A 17826-nucleotide genomic window follows, 5' to 3' on the forward strand; every position below is an offset into this window, starting at 1 on the left:
GACCCAACCTACGTCCCGCGGGAGACCGGCATGACTCAGGCAGGGCTCAGCGTCCGCTGCCACGCGACGATGCGGTCCACCGCCTCGCGGACGACGTCGACCGACGACGCGAACGACAGCCGGACCCAGTGCCGGCCGTCGACCGGGTCGAAGTCGGTGCCCGGCGTCAGCGCGACGCCCGCCTCGTCGAGGAGTCGCGCGCACCAGGTGATCGAGTCCAGGCCGCTCGCGGAGATGTCGGCATACAGGTAGAACGCGCCGTCGGCCGGGGCGATCCGGGTCCAGCCGAGCTCGGGCAGCCGACCCAGCAGGTGCTCGCGCGCGACGGCGTACCGCTCGACGTTCTGCCGGGCGGCCGCGTACCCGTCCGGGCTGAACGCGGCGACCCCGGCGTGCTGGGCGAGCGCGGGCGGGCACAGGGCCACGTTGCCGGCGAGCGCGTCGACCACCGGCAGCAGGTCGTCGGGCAGGACCAGCCACCCGAGCCGCCACCCGGTCATGGCCCAGTACTTGGAGAACGAGTTCACGACCACGGCGCCGCGGTCGAGGTAGTGAGCGGCGGTCGCCGTCGCCTCGGACCCGTAGGTGATGCCGTGGTAGATCTCGTCGCTGATCAGGCGGACGCCGTGGGTGCCGCACCAGTCCGCGAGCGCGGCGAGCTCGTCGGGGTCGATCATCGTGCCGGTCGGGTTGGCGGGGCTCGCCACCACCAGCCCCTCCACCGGCGGGTCGAGCGCCTCGAGCTGCGCGACGGTCGGCTGGTAGCGGGTCTCCGGTCCGCACGGGACGACCACCACCTCGCAGCCGAGCGCGGCGAGGATGTTGGCGTAGGCGGGGTAGCCGGGGACGGCGAGCGCCACCCGGTCACCCACGTCGAAGGCCGCGAGGAACGCCAGCACGAAGCCGCCGGACGACCCGGTGGTGACGGCCACCCGACGCGGGTCGAGGGCGACGCCGTACCGGTCGCGATAGTGCTGCGCGATGGCCGACCGCAGCGCGGGGACGCCCAGGGCCTCCGTGTAGCCGAGTCCTCCGCCGCTGGTGAGCAGGTCGATCGCCGCCTGCCGCACCACCTCGGACGCCCCCGTCGACGGTTCGCCCGCGCACAGGTTGAGGACGTCCTCGCCGGCAGCGCGTCGCGCGTTCGCGGCGGCCAGGATCTCCATCACGGCGAACGGCGGCACGTGGGCGCGGTGAGCAACCTTCATGCCTGTCATTGAACACGTCTAGCCTCGGACCGTGATCGTCGACTGCGCGCTCTACTCCGACGGCCGGCGCCGCCACCGGCTCGACGACCTGCGGGTGGCGCTGCGCGAGGCCGAGAAGAACGACGGGTTCGTCTGGATCGGCCTCGTCGAGCCGACGGCCGACGAGTTCGACGCGATCGCGGAGGGCTTCGAGCTGCCGCAGCTCGCCATCGACGACGCGATCCGCGCCCACCAGCGCCCCAAGCTCGAGCGGTACGGCGGCGTGACCTTCGCCGTGGTCAAGCCCGTGCACTACGTCGACCACGTCGAGGTGGTGGAGGTCAGCGAGCTGGCCGTCTTCCTGGGCGACCGGTTCGTGATCGTCGTCCGGCACGGGGAGACGACCATCCCCGCACAGGTGCGGGCCGCGCTCGAGGCGGACCGCGAGATGCTGCTGCACGGACCGCCCGCGGTGCTGCACGGGATCCTCGACAGGGCCGTCGACCAGTACCTCGAGGTGACGGCGTCGATCGACGAGGACCTCGACGAGATCGAGGACCAGGTGTTCGGCGACGAGCCGGGCCACGACCACGCCGAGCGCATCTACAAGCTCAAGCGCGAGGTGCAGCAGTTCCGCCGCGCCGTGGTGCCGCTGGTGGGGCCGCTGACCCGGCTCGCCGAGGAGGAGGTGCCGTGCGTCCCCATCTACGCACGGCCGTACTTCCGTGACGTCCAGGACCACGCGCTGCGGGCCGCGGAGCTCATCGAGGCTGCCGACGCGCTGCTCACCAACGTCCTGCAGGCCGACCTCGCGCAGGTGACGGTCGAGCAGAACCGCGTGACCGTCCAGCAGAACTCCGACATGCGCAAGATCTCGGCGTGGGCGGCCATCGCGCTCGTGCCGACGGCCATCGCCGGCCTCTACGGCATGAACTTCGACGTCATCCCCGGGGCAGGCTCACCGGCGGGCTTCTGGGTGACGCTGGCCGGGATCGCGCTGGTCTGCGTCGTCCTGCACCGGGCGTTCCGGCGCAACCGCTGGCTCTAGGAGCGCAGCGAGCCCTCGATCAGCTCCACGATCTCGGGTGCGTCCGGCTCGGTGGTCGGGCGGAACCGGTGCACCGACCCGTCGGGCGTGACCACGAACTTCTCGAAGTTCCACGTGACCCGGCCGGCCTTGCCGGACGCGTCGGGCGTCTTGGTGAGCTCGGCGTAGAGCGGGTGCTGCGAGCGGCCGTTGACCTTCGTCTTGGCGAACATCGGGAACGTCACGCCCCACGTCGCCGAGCAGTACTCCGCGATGGCCTCCTCGGAGCCCAGCTCCTGCAGGAACTGGTTGCTGGGGAACCCGAGGACGGTGAACCCCCGGTCGCCGTACGTCCGCTGGAGCGCCTCGAGCTTCTCGTACTGCGGCGCCAGCCCGCAGCGCGAGGCCACGTTGACCACCAGCTTGACCTGGTCCGCGTACGCGCCGAACGTCGTGGGGTCGCCGTGCAGGGTGGTCAGGGGGATCTCGTCGAGGGACATGCCTCGGTCAACCGTCCCGTCCGACCTGCGCATTCCCGAGGTCGGCCCGGACATGGTCGACGATCGCGTCCGCCGCCGCCTCGATCTGCGTCAGGCACTCCTCGAAGTCGGCCGGTCCGCCGTACCAGGGGTCGGCCATGTCCGCGCCCGCCGCTGCCGGGTCGAAGGAGCGGAACAGGACCGGCTCGGCTCCCAGCCGCCGGAGCGCCCGGGCGTGCGCGTCCGTCATCGCCAGCACGAGGTCGCGCCGGTCGTCCGCCACGGTCTGCCGCGCCCGGTGCCCGTCGCCCGAGGGGTAGCCGGCGGCGACCAGCACCGTGCGGGCCCGTCGGTCGATCGGGTCGCCGTGCTCCTCGTCGCTGATGCCCGTGGAGTCGACCACCACCCGGTCCGCCAGCCCGGCGGCGGCGAACCGCTCGCGCAGCACCACCTCGGCCATCGGTGATCGGCAGATGTTTCCGGTGCAGACGACCATCACGGTGTAGGGCTGGGGCACGGGGCGCATCGTCGCACACGAGCCTCGGGCGTCGGGCTCACGCCCCGACGAGGAGCGCCCCGCCGCGGCGGCAGGGCGCTCCCGTGCGTCAGGCGGTGCGGCGCCTCCGGACCAGCACCGCACCGGTCCCGAGCCCCAGCAGCACGAGCGCGGCGAGCACCGTCAGGCGCACCCCGTCGGCACCCGTCACCGCCAGCGACCCCGCCTGCGGGGCAGACACCACCTGCACCTCCGTCCACAGGATGCGTCCCGCTCCCTGCCCGACAAGCACCAGACGGTGCGTCCCGACGGTCGTCGTCGTCGGGAGCGTGAGGGTCGCGGTCACCGCGCCCGTCGCGTCCGCCTGCGCCGAGCCGAGGTCGGTGCGCACCGAGAACAGGCTCGCGTCGACCCGCTCGCCCGGGGCGTATCCCGTCGCACGGACCGTGAAGGTGGCGCCCGGGCGGAGGGTTCCCGTGACGGTCAGGCCGCCGCGGTTCGCCGCGGTGAGGTCGTCGGCGTCGACCGTGAACACCGGCGTCGTCGGGACCGGAGCCGGCGTCGGGGCCGTCGTGGGGCTCGACGTCGGGGTCGCCGTCGGGCTGGGCGTCGCCGTCGGGCTGGGCGTCGCCGTCGGGCTGGGCGTCGCCGTCGGGCTGGGGCTCGGCGTCGGTCCCGTGCCGAACATCTCCTCCGCCGAACCGAGCCGCAGGAGGACGGTCTCGCCGGTGGCGTCCTTGAGGCCGTCGTTGTCGGTCACGGCGTAGACCTCGCCGTCGCCGCCGACCGTCAGGCCCTCGAGCTTCTCCTGCGTCCAGCCGCGGGTGGCCCGCAGGTCCGGCAGGACGTCGTGCGCGAGCGTCTTGGTGAGGACGGAGCCCGAGGCCGGGATCTCGACGGTGTAGATCCGCTTCACGCGTGCGCTCGGCCCGTTCAGCTTGTCCCGCTCGATGACCGCGAGGGTGTCGGCGTCGACCGCCGTGATCTCCGACAGCCCCAGCCAGTCGCCCGTGACGCTCGTGCTCTCCAGCGGGTAGGTGAACCACGTCCACGCGCTCGTCGTGACGTCGTACCGACCGATCCGGGCGTTCGACCCGTCGGTGGCCAGACCGCGCTGCAGCGCGACCCACACGTGCTCCCCGTCGGCGTCGGTCAGCGTCGTGACGCCCTCGATGCCCCACTTTGTGAGCCCGGCCGCGATGTCGGCGGGCAGCGGGACCGTCTCGACGACCGCACCGGAGCCGTCCGTCCGGACCAGCCGGTTGCCGTCACCGGTGGCACCCTCGACGCCGAGCCAGAAGCCGCCGGCCGGGCGCGAGGCCAGCCCCTCGACGTCGAGACCGACGACGACGCCGTCCTGAGTCACCGGCAGCTCGCGGTCGATCACCGCGGGCGTCCTCGACACGTCGAGCGAGAGCAGGCGGGTCGTGGCGTAGGCCGCGTCCGTCGTCGTCCACAGCCGGTCCGCGTCGGACAGGTCCGCGGTCAGCGCGCCCAGCGCACCCCAGCCGATCGGGTCGCCCGCGGCGTCGTCCGACGAGACCACCTGCGGGAAGGCGGTCCCTCCGGCCGTGCCGAACACCGTGACGGAGGAGCGGACGTTGACCCTCGCGTCGTCGGTCTCGCTGGAGACCAGCAGCAGGTCGCGCGACGGCACCGGCAGGATGCCCTCCGGACCGTTCGTCGTGGCCAGCACCTGCACGAAGACGGGGTGCGTCGCGTCGTCGACGTCGTACACCGCGACGAAGTTCGACCGCTCCGACCCGACGAAGGCGTACCGGGTGCCACCCATGGTGGCGACGGCCAGCCCCTCGATCTCGACGCCCTTCTTGGCCGCCCGGTCCTCGTTGTGCAGCCCGGTGCGCACCGCGAGGCGCTCCAGCTCGTTGCCGACGTCCCAGACGACCGCGCCCGTCGTGGCGTCGAAGACCGTCCAGCCCCGCGTGCCGCCCTTCCAGTCGCCCTCGTTGGCCGTGGCCACGTGCGTGGCGTCCAGCCAGGCGATCGCGTCCGGCTCGCGCGGTGCGGCCGGGATCGAGCCGGTCTGGTCGATGACGCCGTCCTTCGCGGTGTCGATGCCGTCGACGGAGGCCGTGCCGGCGGAGAAGACGCTGGTCACGGTCGCGCTGGCGATGTCGACCAGCGCGACGCCGTTGTTCTCCTGCAGCGTCACGGCGACCGTGGACCCGGTGGGGTCGACGGCGACGTACTCCGGCTCCGGGTCCTGCGGGGTGTCGAGCCCGGCGAGATCGTCGGCCGTGAACGGCACCGCCCGGGTCGTCCACGTCGCCGGGTCAGCGCTGGGCAGGTCGACCAGCTGGAGGAAGCCACCCGGCAGCTGCGGCAGGTCGCCCTTCTTCCCGCCGGCCGGCTTCACCTCCTCGTCGCGCTGGTTCTCGATCGCGACGGCCGCGTGCGTCTTGTCGGGCGTCAGCGCGATCGAGTCCGGCTGACCGCCCAGGTCCAGCGTGCGGACCACGGCGTGGGTGGCCAGGTCGACCACCGCGAGCAGCCCCGACGGGCTGGTGAAGCTCTCCGACGTGTCGACGACCACCAGCACGTAGCCGCCCACCACCGCGACCGACGTCGGCTCCGCGTGCCCGCCGACGCCGAGGTCGGACTGCAGGTCGAGCGTGCCCAGCCCCTGCGGGTTCGCCGGGTCGGTGATGTCGACGAACCCGATCCGGCGTGCGAGCGCGTCGGTGTGGATGAACGTGCGCCCGTCCTCGCTGACCGCCGAGATCTCCGCGACCGTCGGCGCCGCCGGGTCCGCGCCCGCCGGCGCGTTCAGGTACACCGGGTAGGTGGCGAGCCGCTGGAACGGCGCCGCAGGTGCGCTGGCCTGCGCCGGGCCGAGAGCCACACCGGCCAGCGCCGCCGCGGCGAGGATGGCAGGCAGACGGTGTCGTCGGCGGGGCACGGGCAGCATCGAGCTCTCCTTCGGTCAGGGATGTCGTGCAGAGGCTGTCGGCGGCCGGTGTCGGTCAGTGAACCTGCAGGTGAACGGCGTGCGGCGGCTGGTCGACCGTCCAGGTCGGAACACCGGACGCCGGTGCCGGGTTGTGCGACTCATGCGAGCAATCACCTACTCCCGCTACGGCGGCTCCGACGTCCTCGAGCTCACCGAGCAGCCCACCCCGAAGGTCGGGCCCGACAGCGTGCTGGTCCGCGTGCGCGCCGCGTCGGTCAACCCGGTCGACTGGAAGGTCCGCGCCGGGTACCTCGACGCCGTCATGGACGTGACCTTCCCGGTGGTGCCGGGCTGGGACGTCGCCGGGGTCGTCGAGCGCGTCGGGCTGGACACCCCCGAGTGGCAGGTCGGCGACGAGGTCTACGGCTACGTCCGGCGCGACTGGATGCACGGCGGGACGTTCGCCGAGCTCGTCGCGGCCCCCGTGCGCACGCTCGCCCGCAAGCCCGCCTCGCTGTCCTTCGAGGAGGCCGCGGCCGTGCCGCTCGCCGGGCTGACGGCCTACCAGGTGATCCGGCGCGCCGGGGTGACCGACGGGCAGACGGTCCTCGTGCATGCGGCCGCCGGCGGGGTCGGTGCGTTCGCCGTCCAGATTGCCCGCTCGCTCGGCGCCCGGGTCATCGGCACGGCGTCGTCGGGCAACCACGAGTACCTGAGCGGTCTCGGCGCCGAGCCGGTGGAGTACGGCGACGGGCTGGCCGAGCGTGTGCGCGCCCTCGCACCCGACGGGGTCGACGTGATCCTCGACTTCGGCAGCGACGACCTCGTCGCGACGTCCCGCGCCGTGCTGGCCGACGGCGGCACCGTCGCCTCGATCGTCGACGCGGCCGCGCGCGACGAGCTCGGCGGCCACTACGTCTGGGTACGCCCGAGCACCGAGGACCTCGACGCCCTCACAGCGCTGATCGACGCCGGCACGGTGAAGGTCGAGGTCGCCGAGGTGTTCGCCCTCGCCGACGCGGCAGCCGCCCACGAGGCCAGCCAGACCGGCCACACCCGCGGCAAGATCGTCGTCCGCGTCGACTGACCCGCTCGACGAGCACATCTCCTGACGCGACGTCCGCACTCGCGAGGGCTCAGACCCGCCGGAGTGCGGACGTCAGCGGACCCTCGCACGCGACGTCCGCACTCCGACGGGCTCCAGGCCTGTCGAGTGCGGACGTCGCGTCAGTGGGAGTCAGTGGGACGTCGTGCGGCCGAAGTGGAACTTCGCCGTCGCCGGGCTGCTGGGCCAGCGGCTGGTGACCACCTTGCCGCGCGTGTAGAACCGCACCGACTCCGGGCCGTAGATGTGGCTCTCGCCGAACAGCGAGTTCTTCCAGCCACCGAACGAGTGCCAGCCGACGGGAACCGGGATCGGCACGTTGATGCCGATCATGCCGACCTTCACGGCCCGCTGGAACGTGCGGGCCGCGTCGCCGGAGGACGTGAAGATCGCCGTCCCGTTGCCGTACGGGTTGTCGTTCACCAGGGCGATCGCCTCGTCCAGGTCGGCCGCGCGGATCACGACCAGCACCGGCCCGAAGATCTCCTCCACGTACGCGCGCATGTCCGTCGTGACGCCGTCGAGGATGGTGGGGCCGACGAAGAACCCGTCCTCGTGACCGGCCACCGTGTGACCGCGTCCGTCGACCGGTGCGGAGGCACCGCTGTCGACGGCGTCCGTGACGATCTGCTCGATGCGGAGCTGCGACGCGCGCGTGATGACGGGGCCCATGTCGGAGTCCGGGTCGTTGCCCGGTGCGACGCGGACCTTTTGCGCCGCGGCGGTGAGGCGCTCGACCAGCGCGTCGGCGACGTCGTCGACGACGACCGCGACCGATATCGCCATGCACCGCTCCCCGGCCGCGCCGAACGCCGCGCCGGTCAGGTGGGTCGCCGCGAGGTCCAGGTCCGCGTCGGCCAGCACGACCGCGTGGTTCTTCGCCCCGCCGAGGGCCTGCACCCGCTTGCCGTGCGCGGTGGCCGTGGCGTGCACGTGCTGCGCGATCGGCGTCGACCCGACGAACGACACCGCGGCGATGTCGGGGTGCGTCAGCAGCGCGTCGACGGCCACCCGGTCGCCCTGCACCACGGAGAACACCCCGTCGGGCAGCCCGGCCGCCTTCCACATCTTCGCCAGGAACAGCGACGCCGACGGGTCCCGCTCCGACGGCTTCAGCACGAACGCGTTGCCCGTCGCGATCGCCATCGGCGCCATCCACAGCGGCACCATCGCGGGGAAGTTGAACGGGGTGATCCCCGCGACGACCCCCAGCGGCTCGCGGAACGAGAACACGTCGACGCCCGTCGCCGCCTGGTCGGTGTACTCACCCTTGAGCAGCTGCGGCATCCCGCACGCGTACTCGATGACCTCGAGACCGCGGGCGATCTCCCCGAGCGAGTCCGCCAGCACCTTGCCGTGCTCCGCGGTGATGATCGCGGCCAGCTCGTCGGTGTGCTGGACGATCTGCTCCCGCAGCGCGAACAGCACCGCCGTCCGCTTCGCCACCGGCTCCTGCGACCAGCTCTCCGCCGCGACGACGGCCGCCGCCACCGCCGCATCGACGTCCGCCTGCTCCGCGAGGAGCACCCGGCCGGTCACCCGCCCGGTCGCCGGATCGAACACGTCCTGCGTCCGTGACCCCTCGGGCGTCGTCACCTGCCCCCCGACGACGTGACCGATGAGCGGAGCGGTGTCGACGAGCGCGGACATCAGGGCCCTCTTTTCGTGCGTGATCCGACGGCAGTGCCGGATCGAGCCAATCTAAGTCCGCCGTCAAGAACACGCGCCCACGGCAACGTCCGCACATCGGCTCGTGGTGACGCCCGAATCCGCGGACGCACCACGTTCTCTCCCGCAACGTCCGCACATCCGGTCGCCGGAACGCTCGAATCCGCGGACGTCCGCACTCGTGCGGCCTGGAACCTGCCGGAGTGCGGACACAGCGGGTTCGCCTCGGACGTCGCACATCGGGTCGTGCGAACGCCCGAGTCCGCGGACGCAACTCGTTCCCTCCCGCAACGTCCGCACATCCGGTCGTCGGAACGCTCACATCCGCGGACGTCCGCACTCGTGCGGCCTGGGACCAGCCGGAGTGCGGACGTTGCGGGGTGAGGCGGTGGGGGTCAGTCGCGGGCGGTGAGGATCAGCGGGCCGTCCGGGGTGATGGCGACCGTGTGCTCCGCGTGGGCGGCGAGTGAGCCGTCGGCGGTGCGGATGGTCCAGCCGTCGTCGTCGATCGTGTAGCCGTCGCCACCCGCCATGAACCAGGGCTCGATGGCGATGACGAGGCCGGCCTTCAGCTTCAGGCCGGTGCCGGGGCGGCCGAGGTTGGGGACGTGCGGGTCCTCGTGCATGGTGCGGCCGACGCCGTGCCCGCCGAAGTCGGCGTTGATCCCGTACCCGCCCGCGCGGCCGATGGTGCCGATGGCCGACGAGATGTCGCCCATCCGTGCCCCGGGGCGGGCTGCGGCGATGCCGGCCGCGAGCGCCCGCTCGGTGGTCTCGATGAGCTTCTGGACGGCGGGGTCCTGGGTGCCGATCTGGAAGGTGAGCGCCGAGTCGGCCACCCAGCCCTGCACCTGCGCGGCGAAGTCGATGCTCAGCACGTCACCGTCCACGAGCACGTGGTCGGACGGCAGGCCGTGCAGCGCGGCGTCGTTCACGGAGGTGCACAGGACACCCGGGTAGGGCATCGCGCCGAACGACGGGTGGTAGCCGAGGTAGACGGAGTGCGCGCCGGCGGCGTCGATCATCTGGTGCGCGTGGGTGTCCAGCTGCTTGAGGGTCATCCCCTCGCGGGCGACGTCACGCAAGGAGGACAGCACGCCGGCGACGAACTTCCCGGCCGGGCGCATCTGGTTGATCTGAGCAGGGTTCTTGAGGGCCACCCACAGAGCCTGCCACGAGATGGGCAGGCAACAGCCCGTGGGCCGGGCCTCCGAGGAGGCCCTGCCGCGAAGGACGAGGTCGCGGCTCCCACGGGCTGCGGTGACTGCCTGTGATTCGCTCGCCGACCCTCTGGGCCTGCGGGCGGATCGACGATGCAATCCGTCCGAGTACTGATCGGGCGACTAGCGGACAGTCACCTCACGCGTCCTGGAATAGAACATGTCCTGGACCACCTCCTTCCCGTGTCCGACGACCGTACGTCCGGTCCGGCGAGGCCGCCAACCGATTATCCGGATGGCGAACAGGCCGCCTATCCGAGCGGCCGCGGAGCCTCTGCGGGGGCGCCCTTGAGGCGGTTGGCGATGTCGATGGTGCGGTTCGCCAGGTGGTCGAGCGCTTCGAGGGCGGCATCGTCGAGCGGCGCGTCGTTCTGGGCCCCGGTCGCGTGCGAGACGCCGTACGGGTTGCCGTCGACGAACTTGACCGGGTCGGTGTACCCGGGCGCGACGACCAGCCCGCCGAAGTGCGCGACCATCCGGTAGATCGACAGCAGGGTCGACTCCTGCCCGCCGTGCGCCGTCTGCGAGGACGTGAACCCGGCGTAGACCTTGTCCGCGAGCTTCCCCTCGCTCCAGTGCGGGCCCAGGGTGTCGATGAACGCCTGGAACTGGCTGGTCACGTTGCCGAACCGGGTGGGCGAGCCGAGGAGGACGACGTCGGCCCAGACGACGTCGTCCGGCTCCGCGACGGGCTCGTCGGCGACCGCGGCGACGTGCGCGGCCCACTCCTCACGCGACTCGATCGCCTCCCGCGGGGCGATCTCGCGGACGTGCCGCCGGCGGACGGACGCACCCGCGGCGAGGGCGGCCTGCTCCAGCCGTTCGGCCATCTCCTGGAGGGTGCCGGTGGCGGAGTAGTAGACGATCGCGACGTGGATGCTCATGCGTCCGATCGTCACCCGCGGGTCAGGTCAGCGCGACCGGGACTGGATCCACTCCGCGAACGTCAGACGGCCGGTCGCGTGCTCGGGCGTGAGATGATGGCCGTGCCGGAAGCCGCTCAATGGGCCGGGGAACGGCACCGTCCAGACGGGTCGGCGTCGACCGGTCCCCGCGAGGTAGGTGCGCATCAGCTCGGTGGTGGTGAGCACCTGCGGGCCACCCAGGTCGTCGCCACGACCCGACGGGCCGGCGTCGACGAGCTCCACCAGGCGGGTCGCCACCTCGCGCACGTCCACCGGCTGGTCGCTCATCCCGGCGGGGGCGAGCGCGACCGGTCCGCGCGACAGGTAGTCGAGCATCGTCGCGACGAAGTCGTGGAACTGCGTCGCGCGCAGGATCGTCCACGGGACGCCGCCGTCCTCGACGATCTCCTCCACGCGGTGCTTCGCCTTGTAGTACGCGAACGGGACCTGGTCGACACCGACGATCGAGACGTAGACGAGGTGCGGGACCCCGGCCGCGCGGGCGGCGAGCAGCAGCTGCACGGCGGCGTCGAGGTCGTCGTCGGGCTTGCGCGGGTCGCTCGCGCAGTGCACCACCGCGCTCACGCCGGCCACCGCCTGGGGCAGCCCGTCGCCGGTGAGCAGGTCGCCGACCACCCATCCCGCCTCGGCCGGGGCGGCCGGGGTGCGTTCGCGACGGCTCAGCACGCGCACCGGCCGGCCGGCGTCGAGCAGCGTGTGCACCAGGGAGCGACCGAGGGTGCCGGTGCCGCCGGTCACCAGGACGGGGCGTGCGTCGTCAACCATGCGGGCCATCCTGGCGCACGCCCCGGGGTGCCGACGAGCCTCTCTCAGGAACGCTCGCGCGCGACGCAGCCCGGACCGGATGGGCGGTCCGGGCTGCGTCGGTCGGTGCGACCGTCGGGCGGTCGGTCAGCGCGCGACCAGGAACTGCGTGTACGCCGGCACCGTGAGGAACGTCGGGAAGTCCTCCGCCAGCGCGACCTGCCGGAACAGGTCGGCCGCGTCGTCGTACCGGTCGTCGGCCGTCCGCGGGAGGTCGGCCAGCACCTCCTTGAGCACCTGCTCGACGCGCGCGGCGTCGATCCGGTTGCCCTCGGCGGTGATGACGCCCTGGTGCACCCACTGCCACACCTGCGACCGCGAGATCTCGGCCGTGGCGGCGTCCTCCATGAGGTGGTCGATGGCGACCGCGCCGATGCCCCGCAGCCACGCCTCGAGGTACCGGACGCCCACGGACACGTTGCCGCGCAGCCCGCCGTCGGTGACGGCGCCGGGCTCACCGCCGCCCGCCGACGGGATGTCGAGCAGGTCGGCGGCCGTGACGTGCACCTCCGACCGGAGCCGGTGCCGCTGGTCGACGCGGTCGCCGAGCGCCTCGTCGAACACCTCGCGGGCGACCGGCACCAGGTCGGGGTGCGCCACCCAGGTGCCGTCGTACCCCTGACCCGCCTCCCGCTGCTTGTCGGCCCGCACCTGCGCGAGAGCCTTGTCCGTGACCTCCGGGTCGCGGCGGTCGGGGATGAACGCGCTCATGCCGCCGATGGCCTGCGCGCCCCGCTTGTGGCAGGTGGCGACGAGGAGCTCGGTGTACGCCTTCATGAACGGGACCGTCATCGTCACGCTGCCGCGGTCCGGCAGGACGAACCGGGGTCCGCGAGCGCGGAAGTTCTTGATGACGCTGAAGATGTAGTCCCAGCGCCCGGCGTTCAGCCCGGCGCAGTGGTCGCGCAGCTCGTAGAGGATCTCCTCCATCTCGAACGCGGCCGTGATGGTCTCGATGAGGACCGTCGCGCGGATCGTGCCGTAGCGCAGACCCAGGTAGGTCTCGGTGAACCGGAAGATCTCGTCCCAGAGGCGTGCCTCCAGGTGGCCCTCCAGCTTGGGCAGGTAGAGATACGGCCCGCGGCCGGAGTCGATGAGCGCCTGCGCGTTGTGGAACAGGTACAGGCCGGCGTCGACGAGGCTCGCGGACGCGGCACAGCTCTGTCCGGCGCGGTCGGTGAACTCCAGGTGCTTCTCCGTCAGGTGCCAGCCGCGCGGCCGGAACACGATGGTCGGCGTCGTCTCCCCGACGCGGTACTCCTTGCCCTCGGGGGAGGTGAAGTCGACCTGCCCGCGGATGGCGTCGAACAGCGAGTGCTGCCCGCCGATGACGTTGGTCCAGGTCGGGCTCGTGGCGTCCTCCATGTCCGCCAGCCACACCTTGGCGCCGCTGTTCAGGGCGTTGACCGTCATCTTGCGGTCGGTGGGGCCGGTGATCTCGACGCGGCGGTCCTCCAGGCCCGGTCCCGGTCCGGCCACGCGCCAGCTCGGGTCCGCCCGGATCCCCGCCGTGAGCGGCTGGAAGTCGGGGTCGGCTCCGTTGGAGAACCGGGTCCGGCGGTGCTGGCGGCCCAGCAGCAGGTCGTGCCGGCGGCCGGAGAACCGGACGTGCAGGTCGGTGAGGAAGTCGATCGCCTCGGAGGTGAGGATCTCGGTCGCTCCTGCGACGTCCGGTCCGGTCAGGTCGAGGCGAGGTCGGGTGGTCGGCGGTGCGGTGGTGATGGTCATGGCTGGTGCTCCTGGTTCTGGGCGCGGTGTCCCGCGGGAGTCAGTGGGTGAACTGGGCCGTCTCCGTCGAGCCGGCGAGCGCGAGGGTGGCGCTCTCGGGACTGATCGCGGTGGCGACGCGGTCGAAGTAGCCGGTGCCGACCTCACGCTGGTGGCGCGTGGCGGTGTAGCCGTCGGACTCGGAGGCGATCTCGGCCTCCTGCAGCTCGACGTACGCGCTCATGCCGCGCTCGGCGTAGCCGCGGGCGAGGTCGAACATCGAGTGGTTGAGGGCGTGGAACCCGGCCAGGGTGATGAACTGGAACACGTACCCGTGGCCGGCCAGCTCCCGCTGGAACCGCGCGATCTGCAGGTCGTCGAGCTGCGAGCGCCAGTGGAACGACGGCGAGCAGTTGTAGGCGAGCAGCTTGCCGGGGAACTTGTCGTGGATCCGCTCCGCGAACTCGATCGCGAGGGAGACGTCGGGCGTCGACGTCTCCACCCAGATGAGGTCGGAGTGCGGCGCGTACGCCTCGGCGCGGGCGACGACGGGGTCGAGCCCGGGGCGCACCCGGTAGTAGCCCTCGGCCGTGCGCTCCCCGGTGAGGAACGGCTCGTCACGCGGGTCGACGTCCGAGGTCAGCAGGTCCGCACCCAGCGCATCGGTGCGGGCGACGACGACCGTCGGCACCCCGGCGACGTCGGCCGCGAGCCGCGCCGCGGACAGGGTCCGCACGTGCTGCGACGTCGGGACCAGCACCTTGCCGCCCAGGTGGCCGCACTTCTTCTCGGCGGCCAGCTGGTCCTCCCAGTGCACGCCCGCCGCACCCGCCTGGATCATCGAGTGCATCAGCTCGTAGGCGTTCAGCGGACCACCGAAGCCGGCCTCGGCGTCGGCGACGATCGGCGCCAGCCACTCGCGGCTGCGGCGACCTGTCTCCGCGAACTCGACCTGGTCGGCGCGCAGCAGCGCGTTGTTGATCCGGCGGACCACCGCGGGCACCGAGTTCACCGGGTACAGCGACTGGTCCGGGTACGTCTGGCCGGACAGGTTGGCGTCGGCGGCCACCTGCCAGCCCGACAGGTAGATGGCCTCGAGCCCGGCACGCACCTGCTGCACGGCCTGGTTGCCGGTCAGCGCCCCCAGCGCCGGCACCAGGGTGCGCGAGTGCAGGAGCTGCCAGAGCCGCTCGGCGCCGCGGTGGGCCAGCGTGCTCTCCTCGCGGACCGACCCCCGCAGGGCGACGACGTCCTCGGCGGTGTGGGTGCGGCGGATGCCGGCCCACCGCGCGTCGAGGTCCCAGCTCGCCGCGAGCTCGGCCGCGGTCTCGGTCTGGTCGCCGTGCCTGTACGTGCTCATCGTGTCCTCCGTCATTGGCGGTTCTTCTCGGCCCTTCGGCCTGACCTCCACGTTCCTCGGTGTTCGGCGGTTCTTCCCCAGCAAAGTGCGCAGAAGATCGGCAATCCTTCTCCTGGACAGAAGCGCACGCTCCGGGCGAAGGTGGACGGCATGACGACGACGGCCAACGGCGGCCTCGACACGCTGGTGCTCGGACGACGGATCCGGCACCTGCGCACGGGCCGGAACATGACGCTCGACGACCTCGGTGCGGCCATCGGTCGCGCGCCCTCGCAGGTGTCGATGCTGGAGAACGGTCACCGCGAGCCCAAGCTCTCGCTGCTGGCGCAGGTGGCAGAGGCGCTCGACGTCCCGCTGTCCGAGCTGCTGCGCACCGAGCCGCCCACGCGCAGGGCCGCCCTCGAGGTCGAGCTGGAGCGTGCGCAGCGCGGACCGCTCTTCGCGTCGCTGGGCGTCTCACCCGTGAAGGTCGGCCGGTCCCTGCCTGCCGACGCGCTCGAGGCGCTCGTCCGGCTGCAGGCCGAGATCCAGCGCCTGCTCATGGAGAACGCCGCAACCCCGGAGGAGGCCCGCCGCGCCAACGCGGAGCTGCGGATCCGGATGCGCGCGCAGGACAACTACTTCCCCGAGCTCGAGGAGCACGCCCGCAAGCTCCTCACGGCGATCGACCACCCCGGCGGACCCCTGTCGCAGCGCGCGACCGCCGACATCGCCGCCCACCTCGGCTTCGGCCTGCACTACGTGCCGGACCTGCCGCACTCCACGCGGTCGGTCACCGACCTCGCCCACGGCCGCATCTACCTGCCGCAGGGCAACCCCGGCACCAGCGACGCCCGCTCACCGCTGCTCCAGGCCATCGCCAGCCACGTGCTCGGGCACGCCGAGCCGACGGACTACGGCGACTTCCTGCGCCAGCGCGTCGAGGCCAACTACCTCGCGGCCGCGCTGATGCTGCCCGAGGACGGCGCCGTGCCGTTCCTGCAGGAGGCCAAGGCCGAGCGCCGGCTGTCGGTGGAGGACCTTCGCGACGCCTTCGCCGTGCCCTACGAGACGGCCGCGCACCGGTTCACCAACCTGGCGACGCGCCACCTCGGCATCCCGGTGCACTTCATGAAGGTCCACGAGGGCGGCACGCTGCACAAGGCCTACGAGAACGACGGCGTGAAGTTTCCCGCGGACCCCCTGGGCGCCATCGAGGGCCAGCCCGTCTGCCGGCAGTGGACCGCCCGCGTCGTGTTCACGCTGCCCGACCGGTTCACGCCGTACTACCAGTACACCGACACGTCATCCGGCACGTACTGGTGCACGTCCCGCGTCCAGCCGTCGTCGCAAGGAGCGTTCTCGGTGTCCGTCGGCGTGCCGTTCGCGCACGTCCGCTGGTTCCGCGGCCGCGAGACCACCGAGCGCGCGGCCTCCAAGTGCCCGGACCCGATGTGCTGCCGGCAGCCCCCGGCCGACCTGGCCGAGCGCTGGTCAGACAAGTCCTGGCCCAGCGCCCGCCCGCACGCGTCGCTGCTGGCCGCCCTGCCCGTCGGCGTGTTCCCCGGCGTCGACACCACCGAGGTCTACCGGTTCCTGGACCGGCACGCGCCGACGGACTAGCGGCTCCGCACCGACGACCGGCGCGTGACCAGGTAGAGCACCAGCCCGACGGCCAGCAGCGCACCGGCGAGCAGCCAGTGCTTGGCCTCCTGCTGCGTCAGCAGCACCAGGCACGTGACGATCGCGAGCACGGGCAAGGCGGTCCACGTCCGGAAGTGCGGCTCGTCGACCGTGTCGCGCCGCAGCACGAGCACGGCCACGTTGGTGCTGAGGAACACGAACAGCAGCAGGAGCACGACGGTCGACGCCAGGTCCTCCAGCGAGCCGGTCAGCGAGAGCAGCATCGCCACGACCGTCGTGACGACGATCGCGACGATCGGCGTGCGCCGGCCGGGCAGGACCCGGGAGAACGGCCGCGGCAGCAGGCCCTCCTCAGCCATCCCGTACGTGAGCCGGCTGGCCATGATCATCGTGAGCAGTGCGCCGTTCGCCACGGCCACCAGCGCGACCAGCGAGAACAGCTCGAGCGGGATGCCGCCCGCGACCTTCACCACCTCAAGCAGGGGCCCGCTCGACCCGGCCAGGTCGGCCGGGGCCACCACGGCAGGCCCGACGATCCCGACCAGCAGGTAGACCACCCCGGCCGTGACCAGCGCGCCGAACAGCGCCCGCGGGTAGTCGCGACGCACGTCGACGATCTCCTCCGCCAGGTTCGCCGACGTCTCGAACCCCACGAACGAGTAGAACGCGATCAGCGCACCGCCCAGGGTGGCCGCCGCGACGGTCGTGCCCTCCGGCAGCTCCGTCAGACGTGTGAGGTCGCCATCGCCCCGACCCAGCACCATCGCGCCGAGCACGACGACGAGCACCAGGCCGCTCAGCTCGATCGCCGTCATCACCACGTTCGCCCGCAGCGACTCCTTGATCCCCCGCGCGTTCAGCGCCGCGACCAGCGCCAGGAAGACCAGCGCGGTCGGGACCGCCGGGACGTCGAGGAACACCGCGAGGTAGTCACCCGCGAACGCCAGCGAGAGCCCCGCGGCGGACGTCACGCCCGCGGCGAGCATGGAGAAACCGACGAGGAACGACAGGAGCGGCTTGCCGAACGCCCGCTGCGCGTACACGGCCGAGCCGCCGGCCTGCGGGTACTTGGTCACCAGCTCCGCGTACGACGACGCCGTCAGCAGCGCCATCCCCAGCGCGACCAGCAGCGGCAGCCAGATCATGCCGCCCGCCTCGTCGGCCAGCACGCCGACCAGCGCGTAGACGCCGGCGCCCAGCACGTCGCCCAGGATGAAGAGGAACAGCAGTCGTCCCGTCACCGCCCGGCGCAGTCCGGGTCGTTCGGTCGTCGTCGTCTCGGCCATCGACCGAGTATCGAGGCGACGCGGCGA

Annotated in this window: 14 protein-coding genes; 3 read left to right on the forward strand and 11 right to left on the reverse strand. The window is 72.4% G+C overall.

Going from position 1 to position 17826, the window contains the following annotated elements:
- Window positions 1-35: 35 nt before the first annotated feature.
- Entirely contained in the window at window positions 36-1208 is a 1173-nt protein-coding gene (locus CXY01_RS17655) for a pyridoxal phosphate-dependent aminotransferase (RefSeq protein WP_146930023.1), read from the reverse strand.
- Between the two features lie 31 nt (window positions 1209-1239).
- Here CXY01_RS17655 and CXY01_RS17660 point away from each other — a divergent pair, with 31 nt between their 5' ends.
- Entirely contained in the window at window positions 1240-2235 is a 996-nt protein-coding gene (locus CXY01_RS17660; RefSeq protein WP_146930027.1) for a magnesium and cobalt transport protein CorA, read from the forward strand.
- On the opposite strand, the gene CXY01_RS17665 is transcribed toward CXY01_RS17660, so the two are convergent.
- From CXY01_RS17665 to CXY01_RS17675, 3 genes are all read right to left on the reverse strand, one after another.
- Entirely contained in the window at window positions 2232-2714 is a 483-nt protein-coding gene (locus CXY01_RS17665) for a glutathione peroxidase (RefSeq protein WP_146930030.1), read from the reverse strand. The genes CXY01_RS17660 and CXY01_RS17665 overlap by 4 nt on opposite strands.
- Before the next feature lie 7 nt (window positions 2715-2721).
- Window positions 2722-3219, reverse strand: coding sequence for a low molecular weight protein-tyrosine-phosphatase (locus CXY01_RS17670; RefSeq protein ID WP_371862785.1), 498 nt, complete (start codon window positions 3217-3219; stop codon window positions 2722-2724).
- 79 nt (window positions 3220-3298) lie between these two features.
- Window positions 3299-6118 (reverse strand): esterase-like activity of phytase family protein, encoded by a 2820-nt coding sequence (locus tag CXY01_RS17675; protein ID WP_146930033.1) that lies wholly within the window; start codon window positions 6116-6118, stop codon window positions 3299-3301.
- 142 nt (window positions 6119-6260) lie between these two features.
- On the opposite strand from CXY01_RS17675, the gene CXY01_RS17680 reads away from it, so the two are divergent.
- Window positions 6261-7187: an NADP-dependent oxidoreductase gene (locus tag CXY01_RS17680; protein WP_146930036.1), complete on the forward strand. Its 927-nt coding sequence runs from the start codon at window positions 6261-6263 to the stop codon at window positions 7185-7187.
- 150 nt (window positions 7188-7337) lie between these two features.
- On the opposite strand, the gene CXY01_RS17685 is transcribed toward CXY01_RS17680, so the two are convergent.
- The 6 genes from CXY01_RS17685 to aceA all read right to left on the reverse strand — a co-directional run bounded on the left by CXY01_RS17685 (window position 7338) and on the right by aceA (window position 14890).
- Window positions 7338-8855 carry a CoA-acylating methylmalonate-semialdehyde dehydrogenase gene (locus tag CXY01_RS17685; protein ID WP_146930039.1) on the reverse strand — a complete coding sequence of 506 codons (1518 nt, stop codon included), beginning with the start codon at window positions 8853-8855 and terminating at the stop codon, window positions 7338-7340.
- 413 nt (window positions 8856-9268) lie between these two features.
- The gene (gene map, locus CXY01_RS17690; protein WP_146930042.1) at window positions 9269-10033 is read right to left on the reverse strand and encodes a type I methionyl aminopeptidase; all 765 of its coding nucleotides are present in this window, start codon (window positions 10031-10033) and stop codon (window positions 9269-9271) included.
- 311 nt (window positions 10034-10344) lie between these two features.
- Window positions 10345-10977: a flavodoxin family protein gene (locus tag CXY01_RS17695; RefSeq protein WP_146930045.1), complete on the reverse strand. Its 633-nt coding sequence runs from the start codon at window positions 10975-10977 to the stop codon at window positions 10345-10347.
- A 27-nt stretch (window positions 10978-11004) separates the two neighbouring features.
- The gene (locus tag CXY01_RS17700) at window positions 11005-11784 is read right to left on the reverse strand and encodes an SDR family oxidoreductase (protein WP_146930048.1); all 780 of its coding nucleotides are present in this window, start codon (window positions 11782-11784) and stop codon (window positions 11005-11007) included.
- Window positions 11785-11910: 126 nt separating this feature from the next.
- Complete coding sequence (aceB, locus tag CXY01_RS17705) at window positions 11911-13551, reverse strand: malate synthase A (protein ID WP_146930051.1); 1641 nt, start codon at window positions 13549-13551, stop codon at window positions 11911-11913.
- 40 nt (window positions 13552-13591) lie between these two features.
- Window positions 13592-14890 (reverse strand): isocitrate lyase, encoded by a 1299-nt coding sequence (gene aceA, locus CXY01_RS17710; RefSeq protein ID WP_146930055.1) that lies wholly within the window; start codon window positions 14888-14890, stop codon window positions 13592-13594.
- Window positions 14891-15040: 150 nt separating this feature from the next.
- Between aceA and CXY01_RS17715 the strand changes: the two genes are divergently transcribed.
- Window positions 15041-16492, forward strand: coding sequence for a helix-turn-helix transcriptional regulator (locus CXY01_RS17715; protein WP_146930058.1), 1452 nt, complete (start codon window positions 15041-15043; stop codon window positions 16490-16492).
- Here CXY01_RS17715 and CXY01_RS17720 read toward each other — a convergent pair.
- The gene (locus CXY01_RS17720; RefSeq protein WP_146930061.1) at window positions 16489-17799 is read right to left on the reverse strand and encodes an APC family permease; all 1311 of its coding nucleotides are present in this window, start codon (window positions 17797-17799) and stop codon (window positions 16489-16491) included. The two genes, CXY01_RS17715 and CXY01_RS17720, sit on opposite strands and share 4 nt — an antisense overlap.
- Between the last annotated feature and the right edge of the window lie 27 nt (window positions 17800-17826).

The sequence above is a fragment of the Cellulomonas xylanilytica genome (assembly GCF_007989805.1).
Lineage (GTDB): Bacteria > Actinomycetota > Actinomycetes > Actinomycetales > Cellulomonadaceae > Cellulomonas > Cellulomonas xylanilytica.

Bases quoted from the DNA above. Each gene is read 5' to 3' on its own strand.
- CXY01_RS17720 (WP_146930061.1), bottom strand. From the start codon at position 17,799: ATGGCCGAGACGACGACGACCGAACGACCCGGACTGCGCCGGGCGGTG.
- aceA (WP_146930055.1), bottom strand. From the start codon at position 14,890: ATGAGCACGTACAGGCACGGCGACCAGACCGAGACCGCGGCCGAGCTC.
- CXY01_RS17700 (WP_146930048.1), bottom strand. From the start codon at position 11,784: ATGGTTGACGACGCACGCCCCGTCCTGGTGACCGGCGGCACCGGCACC.
- CXY01_RS17665 (WP_146930030.1), bottom strand. From the start codon at position 2,714: ATGTCCCTCGACGAGATCCCCCTGACCACCCTGCACGGCGACCCCACG.
- CXY01_RS17675 (WP_146930033.1), bottom strand. From the start codon at position 6,118: ATGCTGCCCGTGCCCCGCCGACGACACCGTCTGCCTGCCATCCTCGCC.
- CXY01_RS17680 (WP_146930036.1), top strand. From the start codon at position 6,261: ATGCGAGCAATCACCTACTCCCGCTACGGCGGCTCCGACGTCCTCGAG.
- CXY01_RS17715 (WP_146930058.1), top strand. From the start codon at position 15,041: ATGACGACGACGGCCAACGGCGGCCTCGACACGCTGGTGCTCGGACGA.
- CXY01_RS17670 (WP_371862785.1), bottom strand. From the start codon at position 3,219: ATGCGCCCCGTGCCCCAGCCCTACACCGTGATGGTCGTCTGCACCGGA.
- CXY01_RS17685 (WP_146930039.1), bottom strand. From the start codon at position 8,855: ATGTCCGCGCTCGTCGACACCGCTCCGCTCATCGGTCACGTCGTCGGG.
- aceB (WP_146930051.1), bottom strand. From the start codon at position 13,551: ATGACCATCACCACCGCACCGCCGACCACCCGACCTCGCCTCGACCTG.
- CXY01_RS17655 (WP_146930023.1), bottom strand. From the start codon at position 1,208: ATGAAGGTTGCTCACCGCGCCCACGTGCCGCCGTTCGCCGTGATGGAG.
- CXY01_RS17695 (WP_146930045.1), bottom strand. From the start codon at position 10,977: ATGAGCATCCACGTCGCGATCGTCTACTACTCCGCCACCGGCACCCTC.